At 70.9% G+C, this 15002-nt stretch carries 16 protein-coding genes; 6 read left to right on the forward strand and 10 right to left on the reverse strand.

Annotated features, from left to right (window positions below; all coding sequences use genetic code 11):
• Nucleotide 1: 1 nt before the first annotated feature.
• Both ACGFNN_RS24610 and ACGFNN_RS24615 read right to left on the reverse strand, forming a co-directional pair.
• On the reverse strand, nt 2-1036 hold the full coding sequence (locus tag ACGFNN_RS24610; protein WP_393558970.1) for an LLM class F420-dependent oxidoreductase: 1035 nt from the start codon (nt 1034-1036) through the stop codon (nt 2-4).
• Entirely contained in the window at nt 1036-2187 is a 1152-nt protein-coding gene (locus ACGFNN_RS24615; protein ID WP_393558972.1) for a CaiB/BaiF CoA transferase family protein, read from the reverse strand. The genes ACGFNN_RS24610 and ACGFNN_RS24615 overlap by 1 nt, the downstream gene beginning before the upstream one ends.
• Before the next feature lie 205 nt (nt 2188-2392).
• On the opposite strand from ACGFNN_RS24615, the gene ACGFNN_RS24620 reads away from it, so the two are divergent.
• A complete protein-coding gene (locus tag ACGFNN_RS24620) occupies nt 2393-3583 on the forward strand; it encodes a saccharopine dehydrogenase family protein (RefSeq protein WP_393558974.1) in 1191 nt (396 codons plus the stop codon).
• Nucleotides 3584-3609: 26 nt separating this feature from the next.
• On the opposite strand, the gene mmpA is transcribed toward ACGFNN_RS24620, so the two are convergent.
• From mmpA to ACGFNN_RS24635, 3 genes are all read right to left on the reverse strand, one after another.
• On the reverse strand, nt 3610-3756 hold the full coding sequence (gene mmpA / locus ACGFNN_RS24625) for a morphogenic membrane protein MmpA (RefSeq protein WP_393558976.1): 147 nt from the start codon (nt 3754-3756) through the stop codon (nt 3610-3612).
• 79 nt (nt 3757-3835) lie between these two features.
• Nucleotides 3836-4513, reverse strand: a complete 678-nt coding sequence (locus tag ACGFNN_RS24630) for an endonuclease V (RefSeq protein WP_393558978.1) — start codon at nt 4511-4513, stop codon at nt 3836-3838.
• A 34-nt stretch (nt 4514-4547) separates the two neighbouring features.
• Nucleotides 4548-5330, reverse strand: a complete 783-nt coding sequence (locus ACGFNN_RS24635) for a phosphotransferase enzyme family protein (RefSeq protein ID WP_393558980.1) — start codon at nt 5328-5330, stop codon at nt 4548-4550.
• A 145-nt stretch (nt 5331-5475) separates the two neighbouring features.
• On the opposite strand from ACGFNN_RS24635, the gene ACGFNN_RS24640 reads away from it, so the two are divergent.
• The gene (locus tag ACGFNN_RS24640) at nt 5476-5817 is read left to right on the forward strand and encodes a YciI family protein (RefSeq protein ID WP_393558981.1); all 342 of its coding nucleotides are present in this window, start codon (nt 5476-5478) and stop codon (nt 5815-5817) included.
• Here ACGFNN_RS24640 and ACGFNN_RS24645 read toward each other — a convergent pair.
• A complete protein-coding gene (locus ACGFNN_RS24645; protein WP_393558983.1) occupies nt 5780-6394 on the reverse strand; it encodes a sugar O-acetyltransferase in 615 nt (204 codons plus the stop codon). The genes ACGFNN_RS24640 and ACGFNN_RS24645 overlap by 38 nt on opposite strands.
• A 348-nt stretch (nt 6395-6742) precedes the next feature.
• Here ACGFNN_RS24645 and ACGFNN_RS24650 point away from each other — a divergent pair, with 348 nt between their 5' ends.
• A complete protein-coding gene (locus ACGFNN_RS24650; RefSeq protein WP_393558985.1) occupies nt 6743-7159 on the forward strand; it encodes an SsgA family sporulation/cell division regulator in 417 nt (138 codons plus the stop codon).
• 163 nt (nt 7160-7322) lie between these two features.
• Here ACGFNN_RS24650 and ACGFNN_RS24655 read toward each other — a convergent pair whose 3' ends face one another.
• The gene (locus tag ACGFNN_RS24655) at nt 7323-7670 is read right to left on the reverse strand and encodes a DUF1330 domain-containing protein (RefSeq protein WP_393558986.1); all 348 of its coding nucleotides are present in this window, start codon (nt 7668-7670) and stop codon (nt 7323-7325) included.
• Nucleotides 7671-8046: 376 nt separating this feature from the next.
• Here ACGFNN_RS24655 and ACGFNN_RS24660 point away from each other — a divergent pair, with 376 nt between their 5' ends.
• Both ACGFNN_RS24660 and ACGFNN_RS24665 read left to right on the forward strand, forming a co-directional pair.
• The gene (locus tag ACGFNN_RS24660; protein WP_393558988.1) at nt 8047-9024 is read left to right on the forward strand and encodes an acyl-ACP desaturase; all 978 of its coding nucleotides are present in this window, start codon (nt 8047-8049) and stop codon (nt 9022-9024) included.
• Nucleotides 9025-9217: 193 nt separating this feature from the next.
• Nucleotides 9218-10108: a chitosanase gene (locus ACGFNN_RS24665; RefSeq protein WP_393559119.1), complete on the forward strand. Its 891-nt coding sequence runs from the start codon at nt 9218-9220 to the stop codon at nt 10106-10108.
• A gap of 57 nt (nt 10109-10165) precedes the next feature.
• Here ACGFNN_RS24665 and ACGFNN_RS24670 read toward each other — a convergent pair whose 3' ends face one another.
• Nucleotides 10166-10420, reverse strand: a complete 255-nt coding sequence (locus ACGFNN_RS24670) for a WhiB family transcriptional regulator (RefSeq protein ID WP_362550179.1) — start codon at nt 10418-10420, stop codon at nt 10166-10168.
• 203 nt (nt 10421-10623) lie between these two features.
• Complete coding sequence (locus ACGFNN_RS24675; protein ID WP_393558990.1) at nt 10624-11409, reverse strand: VOC family protein; 786 nt, start codon at nt 11407-11409, stop codon at nt 10624-10626.
• Between the two features lie 187 nt (nt 11410-11596).
• Between ACGFNN_RS24675 and ACGFNN_RS24680 the strand changes: the two genes are divergently transcribed.
• Nucleotides 11597-13780 (forward strand): DEAD/DEAH box helicase, encoded by a 2184-nt coding sequence (locus tag ACGFNN_RS24680; protein ID WP_393558992.1) that lies wholly within the window; start codon nt 11597-11599, stop codon nt 13778-13780.
• A gap of 13 nt (nt 13781-13793) precedes the next feature.
• Here ACGFNN_RS24680 and ACGFNN_RS24685 read toward each other — a convergent pair whose 3' ends face one another.
• Nucleotides 13794-14777, reverse strand: a complete 984-nt coding sequence (locus tag ACGFNN_RS24685) for a multicopper oxidase domain-containing protein (RefSeq protein WP_393558993.1) — start codon at nt 14775-14777, stop codon at nt 13794-13796.
• Nucleotides 14778-15002: the final 225 nt, after the last annotated feature.

Below are 15002 nucleotides of genomic sequence, written 5' to 3' on the forward strand. Positions count from 1 at the left end.
TTCAAGCCCCCTGGAGCCAGTTCTTGACGGTGGAGATGAGCCGCGCCGGGTCGCCGCCGATGGGGGTCACGTTGAGCATGGTGACGCCGGCCTCGCGGAAGGCCTCGATACGGTCGCGTACGTAGCCCTCGGGTCCGCAGAGCGTCATCAGTTCGCAGAACTCGGCCGGTACGGCCGCCTCGGCCTCCTTCTTCTTCCCGGAGAGGTAGAGCTCCTGGATGAGGGCGGCGTCCTTCTCGTATCCGTAGGCGACCGCGAGGTCGTTGTAGAAGTTCTTGCCGGGTGCGCCCATGCCGCCGACGTAGAGCGCGATCTGCGGGCGGGCGAGGTCCCTGAGCGCGGCCGCGTCGTCGCCGATGGCCAGCATGCCTCCCGCCACGGTCTGCAGCGGGCCGAGTGCCGGGTCCCGCTTCGCGGTCCCTTCGGCCAGGGCGCCTCCCCAGACCTGGGCGGCCTTCTCCGGGATGTAGAGCGTGGGAAGCCAGCCGTCGGCGATCTCCGCGGTCAGCCGCACATTGGCGGGGCCGAGGGAGGCCACGTACAGCGGGATGGTGTCCCGGACCGGCCGGGTGAGGATCTTCAGCGGCTTGCCCAGCTTGCCGCCCTTCTCCTTCGGCAGCGGCATGTCGGTGATGCCGTGGTGGTCGATGACCTCTCGGCGCCAGATCCGCCGGCAGAGTTCGACGGTCTCGCGGGTGCGGCCGAGCGGCTTGTCGTAGGGCTTGCCGTGCCAGCCCTCCACCACCTGCGGGCCCGAGGCGCCGAGTCCGAGCAGGGCGCGGCCGCCGGAGACGGCGTCCAGCCCGGCACCGGTCTGGGCGATCAGGGCGGGGGTGCGGGAGTAGACGTTGAGGATCGCCGCACCGATCTTCATCCGCTCGGTCCTCGCGGCGAGATATCCCATGAGGGTGGGTGAGTCGAAGCCGTACGCCTCCGCGACCCAGACGGCGTCGAGCCCGGCGGACTCGAGTGCGGCGACCTCGTCGCAGGCGGCACGCGGGTCGCCCGCGTAGTTCAGCGGCAGGGAGAGTTCCATCAGCCTGTCGTTTCCTTCCCGGTGGCACGCAGGCCCGGCAGGTCCCAGTCGGCGGCGACGGACTCGGTGTCGGCGCCGGGCAACGCGGGCCCGGTCCTCACGGAGACCGGCGTCGCCGAGAAGCGGGGCGCGGGTGCGGGCTGGGTGAGGCCGCTGTGTTCCACGTAGGTGGAACGCGCGGCGAGATGGGGGTGCCGTGGGGCCTCACGGAGCGAGAGCACGGGGGACACGCAGGCGTCCGTCCCCTCGAAGACCTCGGTCCACTCGGCGCGTGTGCGGGTGCTGAACCGGTCGGCCACGAGGGCACGCAGCTCCTCCCAGCGGGCCGGGTCGTTGCGGTCGGGAGCCTCGTCCCCCAGCCCGAGGAGCCCCGCGAACTCCTCGTAGAAGCGGGGCTCCAGTGCCCCGACGGCCATGTACTGCCCGTCGGACGTCTCGTAGCTGCCGTAGAAGGGGCAGCCTCCGTCGAGAAGGTTGACGCCCCGCCGGTCCTGCCAGCTGCCGGCGGCCAGCATGCCGTGGATCATCGTGGCGAGATGGGCGGCGCCGTCCACGATCGCGGCGTCGACGACCTGCCCGGCGCCTCCCGGTGTGCGGGCGTGCTGAAGCGCCGCGAGCACCCCGACGACGAGGTAGAGCGAGCCACCCGCGAAGTCGCCCAGCAGGTTGGCGGGGAGGGCGGGCGGCTCCGCGGATCTTCCGATCATGGAGAGGGTGCCGCTGAGGGCGATGTAGCCGATGTCGTGTCCGGCCCGGTCGGCGAGCGGTCCGTCCTGGCCCCACCCGGTCATCCGCCCGTATACGAGCCGGGGATTGCGTCCCAGACACGCTTCGGGACCCACGCCCAGCCGTTCCGCGACGCCCGGCCGGTACCCCTCGATCAGGACGTCGGCCCGCTCGACGAGGTCGAGCACCTTCCCGGCGCCGTCCTCGGTCTTGAGGTCGATCAGGACCGACCTCTTGTTGCGGTTGGTGAGGTCGAAGGCCGGTTCGATCCCGATCACGGAGCCCCCGGGACGGTCGACGCGGACGACGTCGGCACCCAGGTCGGCGAGGAGCATGGCGGCGAACGGCCCGGGGCCGATTCCCGCCAGTTCGACGACGCGCACCCCGGTCAGCGGACCCTGCGGCCCCTGTCCTGTCGTTGCCATCAAGCCCCCAGCGGTGTGACACAACTGATGTAACATCGATGATGCTAAGAACGGACCGCGCTCCACACAACCCTTTTGGCCGAGCAAGCGCTTAGTTCTTCGCGATCGATACTCTCGCACCGCGGGGCGCCCGGCCGTACGGCGCCACGATCGCCTCGGTTAACCTCTGCCTGCCACATCGACGCCCGGCCCCGCGGAGGCACGCATGAACAGGCAGAACGGGGCGGAACGCCCTTACGACGTCATCCTTTTCGGAGCCACCGGTTTCGTGGGGGCGCTCACCGCCGCCTACCTGGCCGAGCACGCGCCCGAGGGCTGCCGCTGGGCCCTGGCCGGCCGGAGCCTCTCCAAGCTCGAACGGCTGCGCGCGCGCCTCGCCTCGGAGCACCCGCACTGCGCCGACGTCCCCCTCGTCACTGCCGACGCCGACGACGCGGGCTCCCTGCGCGAACTCGCGGAGTCCACGCACGTGGTGGCCTCGACGGTGGGACCGTACGTCTGGTACGGCGAGAAGCTGGTCGCCGCGTGCGCCGAGGCGGGGACGGACTACACCGACCTCACCGGGGAGGCGGAGTTCGTCGACCGGATGTACCTGGAGCACGACGGCCGGGCCCGTGAGACGGGTGCCCGGCTCGTCCACGCCTGCGGTTTCGACTCCGTCCCCCACGACCTCGGCGCCTACTTCACCGTCCTGCAGCTCCCCGAGGGCGTTCCGCTGACCGTCGACGGCTACGTCCGCACCAACGCGGTCTTCTCCGGGGGGACGTTCGCGTCGGCCCTCACCGCGATGGGGCGTGGGCCCCAGATGCTGCGGGCCGCGCGGGAACGGCGTCTGCACGAACCCCGCACCGTCGGCCGGCGGGCCAGGGCCCCGCAGGGATCACCGCACTTCAGCGCCGGGACCGGCACCTGGGCGCTGCCGCTGCCGACCCTTGACCCCCGCGTCGTCGAACGGTCGGCGCGGGCCCTTGAGCGCTACGGGCCCGATTTCCGCTACCGGCACTTCGCCTCGGTGAAGCACCTCCCGGTAGCCCTGGGCGGAGTGACGGCCGTGGGACTGCTGGCGGGCGCCGCCCAGATCCCCGCCGCCCGGGACTGGCTCTCGGCCCGTGTAGAGCCCGGGACGGGCCCGGACGAACAGCGCAGGCGGCGCAGCTGGTTCACGGTCCGCTTCATCGGCGAGGGCGGCGGACGGCGCGTCCTCACCGAGGTGTCGGGCGGCGATCCCGGCTACGACGAGACGGCGAAGATGCTGGCCGAGGCCGCCCTTTCGCTCGCCCTCGACGACCTTCCGGCGACCTCGGGACAGGTCACGACCGCGGTGGCGATGGGCGACGCGCTGCTGGAGCGGCTCCAGGCGGCGGGGCTGCGCTTCCGGGTGGCGGCGGTGCGCTGACCCCGACCCCGGAGCACGGACGCGGGTCAGAACATCCAGGACGCCAGCGTGACGACCATCGACACCGTCCAAGCGCCTCCCGCGAGGACGCCCAGGGTCATGCCGACGGCGACGCCGCGCTGGGAGAGACGTACGGTTCCGGTGCTCATCCGAGGAGTGTTGTGGTCGATCATGCGTACCAGCCTGCCCCTGATGTTCGACGAACAACATCCGTGCATGTACTCAGTTCGCAACAGATCGGGGGCGGCCCGTTCAGCCGGTCGCGGCCCGCAGGGCGGAGCGGCACAGGGCGTCCGCCCTGCGGGTGGTCTCCGGCTGACGGAAGTCGCGCGCCAGGGCGAGCGTCTGGGCGCAGGCGTTGTCCAGATCCGTGCGGTGGCCGACGGACACGAACACGGGCTTGGTCGCGTGCCGGGTGCGCAGCGCCCGGCCCACCTCCTCGTCCCCGTCCAGGAGGGGGCTGGAGTCGCCTCGTGCGGGACCGGGCTCGTCGTAGCGGAAGGTGAACGGGTTCTTGGCGACGCCGATGACCGGCAGCCCGGTGAGCACGCCGAGGTGGCTGGCGAGCCCGAACCTCCGTGGATGGGCCTGTCCGTAGCCGTCACAGACCACGAGCCCGGGATCGACCGGAAGCCGCTCCAGCGCCGCGAGCACGGTCGGCAGCTCACGGAAGGCCAGGAGGCCGGGGATGTACGGGAAGGTCACGCGGCCCTGCGCCGTGGACTCGGCGACCACTTCCAGGGTCGCACCGTCCAGCACCACAGCCGCGGCGACGACCAGGTCCCTCGCGTCGTCGTAGGCGACGTCGACCCCGGTGACCCGCCCGGTCCCGGGTGCGGGCCCGGACTCGTCGAGGACCACCCGCCCGCGCAACTCGTCCTGAACCGCGCGGGCTTCGGCCTCGTCGGCGGGCATCCGGAAGATCGTCATGACCGGTCAGTCTAGGACGACGGCGGACAGCGCCTCAGCCGGCGAGCAGAGCCCGCAACCACTGGTCCTCGCGTTGCTCGATGTATTCGGCGTCGTTCCGCCAGGCGTCGCCGTGGCCTTCAGCCCACAGCCTGGCCCAGGGCTGGGCCCCTTGGGCTGCCTGATCGCGCAAGAAGACGTGCATGGAACGCGTACGGCGCCCAAGAAGAGGGACCAACCGACGGCGTTCGGACTCAGCCAGACCGTACGCGTCGGCAAAGGCTCTCAGCCGGTCCGCCGCGTCCGGGCTCTGCCAGTCCGGATGCGCGGACAGCGGGATGAACCCGTGAATGGCGTACGCGACATCCCACAGGCGCGAGCCGGGACCTGCGGCGTCCCAGTCGATGAGGGCCCACCGCGCGTCGTCCGCGACCACGAGGTTCCAGGGGGCCAGGTCGTTATGGGCGATGATGTCACTGCCCTCGGCGGGGATCAGCGCCTGCCACCGCGCATCGGTGGGCGGCGTGAAGCCCTGCACGGCGTCATGGAAGTCCCGGATCAGCCGTGCCACGCGGGCCAGTTGAGGAGCGGGTTCCATCAGCGGAAACCGGTCCGGCCAGACCACATCTCCCGGCATGAAGCTCAGGACCTCGCGCCCCTGATCGTCGATGCCGAGCGGACGAGGCGCCGCACCGAATCCCACCTCGTGCAGATGGGCAAGCAGGGCGTGAACAGCGGGAGTCCATGGTCCGGCTGGCCGGCGGACAGTGTCGCCCACGCGAACGACACCATCACTGACGTTGCCACCGGACAAAGGCTGTTCATCACCGTCCCGCATCGAGCCAGTGTGCCCGATCAGCTCGTCAGGATCACCTCGATATGAGGACCGTCGACGTGCGAAGGGCGACCGGGATCGAGCTCAGGGCCGGCCGTACCCCTGCGTCGGTCACGGGTCGCCGCAGGGCGGCGGTAGCCTGGCGATCATGTTCGTACTCGAGTTGACCTACACCGCACCGGTCGAGCACGTCGACGCCCTCATGGCGGAGCACGTCGCCTGGCTGGACGGGCAGTACGCGGCGGGGATGTTCATCGCCTCCGGGCGCAAGAACCCGCGTGACGGCGGAGTGATCCTCGCCGTGGGCGACGACCGTGCCGAGATCGAGAGGATCGCCGCCTCCGATCCGTTCGCGGCGCACGAGGTGTGCGCGTACCGCATCACCGAGTTCCTCGCGACGAAGACCTCGGAGCCTCTCGCGCCGTACCGGCAGCAGCCCCCGCCTGAGCGGTTCAGGGCCGGGGCGGGTTCCCTGCCGTACGCGTGGTGAGGTCGTCGTCCGTGATGGCGCGGACCACCCGGCACGGCGCCCCCACGGCGACGGTCATGGGCGGGATGCTGCGGCTGACGACGCTGCCCGCGCCGATGACCGACCCGTATCCGATGCGGACACCGGGCAGGATCACCGCGTTGCTGCCGATCCACACCTTGTCCTCGATCACGATCGGCTCGGAGAACCGGCCGAAGTCCACCCGGCGCGACGGGTGGACGGGGTGCCCTGTCGTGGTCAGTGTCACGCTGGGAGCGATCATGACTCCGTCGCCTATGCGGATGTCCACGTCGTCGACGAACGTGAGGTTGACGTTGCCGAAGAAGTCGTCCCCGATGTGCACGTTGCCGCCGAACGCGGCGTGGAACGGCGCCAGCAGCACCGGACGGGCGCCGACCGAGCCGAGGATTCCGGCAAGCAGCTCGCTGCGCCTCTCCTCCCGGCTCGGGGGCGTCCGGTTGTACTCGAAGATCTGGTCCGTCCGTCGCTCAGGGGACAGGAATCCGGCTTCCGACTCCGTGTAGACGAGCCCTTCCGCGATCCGGGCGAGAACTTCCTCTTCATGAGCGTCCGTCACGGCGAACGGTCCCTTCGTCCTTGGTTCCCGAGCCGCCCGCGAGGAGCGGCCACCTGGTCTCGCACGTCCGCGTCCGGGGCGTACGCGCGGACGATCCGGCAGTCGGCGATCGCGCCGGGGAGTCGGGGTGTCACCTCCGGCGCCGCTCCCCCTGGGCCTTCATCGCGCTGGAAGCTAACCCGGAGGGTGTCCGCCGGTCCAGGGTGCCCCGCGCGATTCGGGGCAGTCGATCAGGTGGAGGGTGCGGGCGGTGACGCAGCTCACTCCTTCCGCCAGTGCACGGATGGGCGCGTTCCGTCGTCTACTCCAATGCCGGGAACCGTTGTCCGAGGCGAGAGGGAGCAGTTCTTGTCCAGCGTTATCGAGCAGTCCGTGCAGGCCCGCATGGTCGCGTCCGCACCGCGTATGGAGACTCTGCCCGCCACCCTGCACTACGACCGCAGCGACCCGTTCGCCGTCCGCATGGCGTTCCCCGGTCCGGCGACGCTCGAAGGCACGGAAGTTTCCTGGGAGTTCTCCCGCGAGCTGCTCACCACCGGGATGGACACACCCGCCGGGATCGGCGACGTCCGGGTCCGCCCCTTCGGTTACGACCGCACGGTGCTGGAGTTCCACGCGCTGGAGGGCATCGCCATGGTGCACGTCCGGACGGCCGAGCTGCGCCGTTTCCTCGCGCGTGCGCAGGAGTTGGTCCCGGTGGGCGACGAGTCGTCCTTCCTGGACCTGGACGACGACCTGGCCGATCTGCTCGGCGGGGCAGCCTGAGGGACACGTCTCGCGCAGGGACCGGGACTTCGCCCGCCGGCGGTGCGAGTGGACGCGTCGGGCGCGACGCGTACGGCCACCGGCGGCCCGAGCGAAGGGCGGTTCCCCCTCGGAGTCCGGGCCGCGCACGGCGCCGGACTCCGGCAGCGTCCTCGGTCAGGGGCTACTCGGCGGGCAGGGCGTCTCGCATCGCCTTGGCGGTGGCGGCCGCGTCGTAGCCGTCGGGGACGCCTTCGACCAGGATGATGTCGCCCTCGATGTGCCGCGAGCGCAGTGGTGCGATCTCCCGGTACGCGGGCGAGTCCCACCAGGCTCGCGCCTCGGCGATCCCGGGGAAGCCGATCACCACGACGAACCCGGGCCAGCTGCCCTCCTTCACCTCGTGCTGCGCGGCGTGTACGAGGAACCGGCCGCCGTGGGGTTCGAAGGTGGCGGTGACGCGCTCGATGTACTCGGCGATCTCGGCAGCCGGGGCTGCCTCCTGCAGGTGCGCTACGGCGTAGGCGGGCATGGTGTCCTTCCGGTCGGTCGGGCTCCGTACGCCGCCGATCCTGGCACGCGAACACGCCCGGCACGGCTCCTGCCGGCAACGAGCGCTCGCGTCCGCCACGGGCGGAACACCACGGGAGCTCCGGCGCCGCCATGCGTCCGCCCTCGCTCCCGCCCTCCGGGACCGCGGACACGTGGGAAGGGGCAGGGGCCGCGCAGGGAAATGGGGCATTCCGGTGCCCGACCTATCCCGACGAATACACCAATGACCTGCACAGATGACAGTGAGTGAACGCACACTGCGAGGACCGGGCTTGGCCAGGGCCTTACCGCCGCCTTAACCTACGGTCACGTAACCTACGAAGCCGTAGGTAAATCTCCCGTCCCCAGGAGCACCCGTGACGATCACCTCTCCCCACCTCGGCAGTTCGAAGGCGTGGACGGACGCCCAGCTGCTGTACGCGCTGGAAGAGGTGGTTGAGAAGGAACTCAACCGCCACCTCAAGGTCGCCAAGGACTGGATGCCCCACGAGTACGTGCCGTTCTCCGACGGCCGCAACTTCCCCGGCCTGTTCGAGGACGGCGAGGCATGGGAGACCGGCCAGTCCAAGGTCACCGACATCGGCCGCATCGCCCTCGTCGTGAACCTCCTGACCGAGGACAACCTGCCCAGCTACCACCACGAGATCGCGTCGCTCTTCGGCCGCGACGGCGCCTGGGGTACCTGGGTGCACCGGTGGACCGCGGAGGAGGGCAGGCACGGCATCGTGATGCGCGACTACCTGCTCACCTCGCGCGCCGTGGACCCGGACAAGCTGGAACAGTTCCGCATGGCGCACATGGCCGAGGGCTTCGAGTCCGACAACCGCCATTCCATGCTGCACTCGGTCGCGTATGTCGCGTTCCAGGAGCTCGCCACGCGCGTCTCGCACCGCAACACCGGACACCAGTCGGGCGACCCCGTCTGCGACCGGATGCTCGCCCGCATCGCGACCGACGAGAACCTTCACATGGTCTTCTACCGGAACCTGCTCGGCGCCGCGTTCGACCTCGCCCCCGACCTCACGATGCAGTCGGTGCGCGACGTCGTCGTGAACTTCCGGATGCCCGGTCACGGCATGCCCGGGTTCGAGCGGGCGGCCGCGCAGATGGCGATCGGCGAGATCTACAACATGCGCATCCACCACGACGACGTGATCCAGCCCGTCCTGCGCTTCCTGAAGGTGCTCGACATCGACGGCCTCGGCCCGGAGGGCCTCAAGGCCCAGGAGGAACTCGGGCTGTACATGAACGGTCTGGACAGCGAGGCGTCCAAGTTCGACGAGAAGCTGGCGGCGCGCAAGGCACGTATGGCTGCCCGGGCAGCCCAGGGCTGACGAGACCCGCAGGTCGGGCCGGACCCGTGTCCGCTCCCCGGTCCGCCCGGCCCGGCGCGAGCGCCCGGCCCGCCACCCCGTACGGACGCGGTCCGAGCTTCCGAGGCGGCGCACGCGGCACGCGTGCGCCGCTTCTTCGCTCCCGGACCATCCGCATGGATTCACGGAACGTACTCTGTGCCCCGTGAAACCCGTGACTCGTCTTGTTCTCATCGGTGCGCCGGTCGCCGTCATCGCCTCGATCGTCTTCGGTGGAGGCGGCTCGGAGCAGCCGGCGATCACCCAGCAGGCGGCCGGCCCCGCGAAGTCAGGTGCGGCAACGCCGGAGGCTGCCGAGGAAGCCGACGAGCACGCGGACGAGATCGACGCGCTGCCCCCCGGTCTCGCCGCCCCGGCCATGAAGGAGACCGCCTCCCGGCTGGTGTCCAGCGCCGAGGCATCCACCCTGGACTGGCGTAGCCAGTACGGAGCGATCGAGGACATCGGGGACGGCGCCGGCTACACGGCGGGCATAGTCGGCTTCTGCTCCGGCACGAACGACATGCTCCAGCTGGTCGAGGCCTACACAGAGGAACATCCGGACAATCCCCTGGCCCGGTTCCTCCCCGCCCTGCGCGCGGTGGACGGCACCGACTCGCACGAGGGCCTGGACCCCGGCTTCACCGATGCCTGGCACCGGGCCGCCGAGGACCCCGCGTTCCGCGAGGCCCAGGACACGACACGCGACCGGCTGTACTTCGAGCCCGCGGTCCGGCTCGCGAAGATGGACGGCCTCGGCACGCTGGGCCAGTTCGTCTACTACGACGCGATGGTGCTTCACGGACCGGGCATCGAGGCGGACGGTTTCTACGGAATCCGTGACGCGGCGATGGCCTCGGCCGACACCGTCGCGGAGGGCGGTGACGAGACCGCGTACCTGAACGCCTTCCTCGACGCGGGCCGCACGGCCATCAAGGCCCGCACGGTGCAGCGCGACACGACCCGGATCGACACGGCGCAGCGGGTGTTCCTGCGCGAGGGCAACCTCGGGCTGGAGAGGCCCCTGGTGTGGCAGGTCTACGGCGAGACCTTCCGGATCACCTGACGGATCGCGCGGCGACCGCGCCCCGCGAGCGGTCGTGCGGCCGTTCCCGCCTTCGTGTCAGCGGCTTTCGGTACGGGCCTCTCTGCGCAGCCGTTCCCGCTCCTTCTCGGAGAGCCCTCCCCAGACCCCGAACCGCTCGTCGTGCGCGAGTGCGTACTCCAGACAGGCCAGCCTGCCCTCGCAGGCGTTGCACAGCTGCTTCGCCTCGCGGGTGGAGCTGCCCGGAGCCGGGAAGAAGAACTCGGGGCCGGCCTGCGCGCACAGCGCGGTCTCCTGCCAGGCGAGTTCGTCGGTCATGGTGTTGGTCGGCATGGGACACACAGTGCCCGGCGGCGATAAACAAGTGATCAACGAGCGTTCAACAACCGGCCGGGCGGGCTTCTCCGCGATCGCTCTCCACCGCGTCCGCCCGGGCGAGGCCGCCTCCGACCCCGAGCGATGTCGCTCGCGTCCAGGGGTCCGGCGGCCATGCGGGACCGACACCATGCGCCGGTCCCGCGGCATGACGGACATCCTCAGCCCATCGGCGCCGGCTTGATCACCGCGAAGGCCGCGCCCGCGGGGTCGGCGAAGGTGGCGATCCGGCCGACCTCCGCCACGTCCGCGGGGTCCATGGTCACAGCGCCGCCGAGCCGTACCACCGCGGCGGCCGTGGCGTCGGCGTCGTCCACGGCGAAGTACGGCAGCCAGTGCGGACCCGCCGCCCGCCCGGGATCCTGACCGAGGCCCACGATGCCGCCGAAGGCGGAGTCGTCACTCCCGCCGGCGGGCCGGACGGTCGTGTAGGAGCCTCCTGGGTAGTCCATGGCCTGGGTCTGCCACCCGAAGACCGTGTTGAAGAACGCCGCCGCCGCCGGCACGTCCGGTGTGTGCAGCTCGGACCAGAGCAGCGAGCCCGACTCCATGATCACCCCGAGGCCGGTGACGGTCCCGGACTGCCACACGCCGAAGTACGCGCCCGTGCTGTCCGTGAAGCCGCCCATGCGCCCGTAGTCCAGTACGTCCATCGGGGGGAACGCGGCGGTCCCGCCGGCCTTCTCCACCGCCCGTGCGGTGGCGTCGGCGTCAGGAGTCCTGAAGTAGACCGACCAGGCCGGCTTCCCCTGCTCGGTCGGCACGGTCATGACGCCCGCCACCGTCCTGCCGCGCAGCTGGTACGTCCCGTACCCGCCGGTCTCCGGTCCGCCGGGCACGAGCTCCCATCCGAACAGCCCCCCGTAGAAGCCGGTGGCGGCGTCGATGTCGGGGGTGCCGAGGTCGATCCAGTTGGGGGCGCCGGTCTCGAAAGAGGGGTCGAGCATGGTGTGCTCCTTCGCGGGTCCCGTGTGGCCCCGCTCGTCGTGTCGGACTGGAGGTGACGCACTCGTCCGAGTCTTGCACCCGGCACCGACAACCGCCCTTCCGCCGTGCCGTGCCGCCCGGCGGGAGCCGCGTGGGACGATGGCCCCGTCACGGCCGGGCCGCGGCGGCGGGAACAGAAGGACGTACATGACTCAGGCCGGACCCAGGGGCGGGACACCCACGGGAAGAGCGGCACGTGCGCTGCTCGACGAGGCCGGGGCGCTCGCCTCGGCGGCCCGCACGGTGCTCGACGACCATCACGGCGCCGTGGAAGCCGCCCGCGCGGCACTCGCACCGCTGCTGGATTCGCTGGTGGACGGCGAACTGGCGTCCATCCCCGTGTCCCGGCTCACGGAGGTGACCGAGGGCAGACTGCGGCTCGGCGCGCTGGAACAGGCGGGCTTCACAACGGTCGGCCGGGTGCACCGCGCCGGACGCTACGAGCTCCGCCAGGTCCCCGGCGTCGGTGCGCACACCGCTGACCAGGCACTCGCCGCCGCGCGGCAGATCGCGCACGCGGTCCGGGACACCGTCGCGTTGCGGATAGACATGGCCGACGCGTCGGACGAGGCCACCACCGCCCTGCTCGTCGCCGCGCACCGGCTGGTGGAGGGCGGTCCGGAGACGCGCCGGGCCGCCGAGGACGCGCGGCGCCTCGCGGAGGAGCTGGAGCCGCTGCTCGCGGCCGCCGCACCGGCCGGGAGCAGGCTGCGGATGCTCTTCGCGGGGCGGGAAGCCGCGGCCAGGGTCCGGGCGGCGGTCCACTCGGTACGCGCGGTGACGCTGAACGCGGCGGAGCGGGAGCTGCGGACCCGGTTCGCCCAGGCCTCGGTCGACCTGCTGCGCGGCTCCGCGTCCGGCGCCGAGGCCTGGGTCGACTTCGAGCTGCGCCCGGCCGAGTACTACAGCCTGCTCGCGGAGTTGTCGGGCAGCGGACCCGACCGGGACGCCGCCGAGGGCTTCCTGCCGTCCGGGATCGCCGACCGGGTGCGCGGGCTGCGGCTCGACGACTCCCGCCTGCGGGTGTCGCTGCGCGGGTACCAGTCCTTCGGCGCACGCTTCGCACTGGCCCAGAAGCGGGTGATCCTCGGCGACGAGATGGGGCTCGGCAAGACCGTTCAGGCCATCGCGGCGATGGCTCATCTCGCCGGCGGCGGCGAGACCCACTTCCTGGTGGTGTGCCCGGCGAGCGTGCTCATCAACTGGCGGCGGGAGGTGGCCGCCCGCTCCACCCTTCGCGCGGTCGCTGTGCACGGTCCGGAGCGGCGGGGCGCGTTCGGGGAGTGGTGCGAGCGCGGCGGGGTCGCGCTGACGACCTTCGATTCGCTGGCGGCCCTGCCCGACTCCCCCGGTACCGGGGTCAGACCCGCCATGGTGGTGGTGGACGAGGCCCACTTCGTGAAGAACTCCGCGACCAGGCGCGCCAGGGCGGTGGCCGGATGGACAGGGCACACCGAGAGGGTGCTCTTCCTGACCGGTACGCCGATGGAGAACCGCGTCGAGGAGTTCCGGAGCCTGGTGCGCCAGCTGCGGCCCGAACTCGCGCCGCTCGTCACCTCCACCCACGGTGTCGCCGGCTCGCACGCCTTCCGCAAGGCGGTGGCCCCGGCCTATCTGCGCCGGAACCAGGCCGATGTCCTGGCCGAACTCCCGGCACTGGTACAGGCGGACGAGTGGGAGGAGTTCTCGCCCGCCGATCTGGAGGAGTACCGGGAGGCCGTCGGCTCGGGGCACTTCATGCGGATGCGCCGGGCGGCCTACGCCCGGCCGGAGACGTCCGCGAAGCTGAACCGGCTGCGTGAGATCGTCGCGGAGGCCGAGGGGAACGGGCTCAAGGTCGTGGTGTTCTCCTACTTCCGTGAGGTGCTGGGCGCGGTACGGGAGGCCTTGGGCGAGGAGGTGTTCGGCCCTGTCTCCGGCAGGATCCCGGCCGCGCGCCGTCAGGAGATGGTGGACTCCTTCGGCGCGGTGGACGGGCACGCGGTGCTGCTGAGCCAGATACAGGCCGGCGGCGTCGGACTCAACATCCAGGCGGCTTCCGTGGTCATCCTCTGCGAGCCTCAGATCAAGCCGACCATGGAACACCAGGCGGTGGCCAGGACCCATCGCATGGGGCAGATAAGGAGCGTGCGGGTCCACCGGCTCCTCGCGGCGGACAGCGTGGACCAGCGGATGCTGGACATCCTGGCGCGCAAGGACCGCCTCTTCGACGACTACGCCCGGCGCAGCGACCTGGCCGAGGCGACGCCCGACGCAGTGGACGTGTCGGACGGGGCTCTCGCCCGGCGCATCGTCGAGGAGGAGCAGGCACGACTGCGGCAGCGGGTATGACCGCGGCCCTCGGTCAGTGCTGGTGCTCCTGCGCCGCGGCGTGGTGCGGCGGGTCGTAGCCCGGGACCGTCCCGTCCGCCTTGGCGACGAGCAGCAGTCCGGCCATCCCCATGTCGGAGTGGCTCTGCACGTGGCAGTGGTACATCCACGCTCCGGCGCCCACGTGTTCGCCCGCGATGATCTGGAAGCCGAAGGAGTCGGCGGGGCCGCAGATCTTCGTGTCGACGACGCGGCTGGGGTCGTCGGGTCCGGTGAGCAGGCCCGTGCGGTTGTCGGCCCATCGGTGCCCGTGGATGTGGAACGTGTGGTAGTACTCGCCGTGCGTGATCATCACGACCTCGACACGGTCTCCCACCGTGGCCTCGAAGTTGGGGCTCTCGTGGGCCGCCTTGTTGTTGATCGTCATGTCGTTGAAGACGATCGTGATCGTCCTGTCCGGCAGGATGTCGCCCTTGCGCCGTACGACGAGCGGCCCGTACAGGCCCTTCCGGATGCCACCGGTCCCGTGGTCGGTGCCGACGACGTGGTCGTGGTAGTGCCAGTAACCGGCGCTGCCCGCCTGCCAGGTGCCGTCCTTGCGGCGCCCCGGGGCGTGGGTGCGCCAGGTGTAGGTCCGGGTGCCGCCCGGTTCGACGTGGCTGCGGTTCATCCGGGTGCCGTCGCTCGCGACGTCGTAGTCCACGCCGTGGACATGGAGGCTCGCGTCGACGTCCGTGGTGTTCTCGAATTCGATGTGCAGGGTGTCGCCCTCGGTGATCTCGATGAGGGGGCCGGGGACCGTGGCCTTGCCCTTCTCGAAGCCGTAGCCCATGGAGCCGTCCGCCAAGGTCTCGGCGTACAGCTTGAGATGACGGACCGCACCTCCCGCGGGCGCGGTCTTCGCCGGGTTCTCGGCGGACGTGGCCTGCACCGCTCCGAGTGACATCGATGTCACGCCGGTGGCCGCCGCCACTCCCCCGCCGACCAGCATCCTGCGGTTGAAGGTCCTTCGGTCCATGTCGAACTCCCCACTGCGAGAAGGAAACTGACGCGCTGCTCCCTCGGACGGCCCACACCGTAGCCGGGGGTCCAGCGTTTATCCACACTCAGGACAAAGTTCGTTCGATTGCTGCCATACCTATTGGCGGACCACGAAAAGAGGTCTAGCTTCGTGCGCTGTCGCAGTGATCCCAGAGGTGCGACGAGAGAAGTGACCGGAGAAGTGACCCAGAGGGGTGGGTGA

Origin of the sequence: Streptomyces sp. NPDC048590 (genome assembly GCF_043199535.1) — a bacterium.
In the GTDB taxonomy this organism is placed as follows: domain Bacteria; phylum Actinomycetota; class Actinomycetes; order Streptomycetales; family Streptomycetaceae; genus Streptomyces.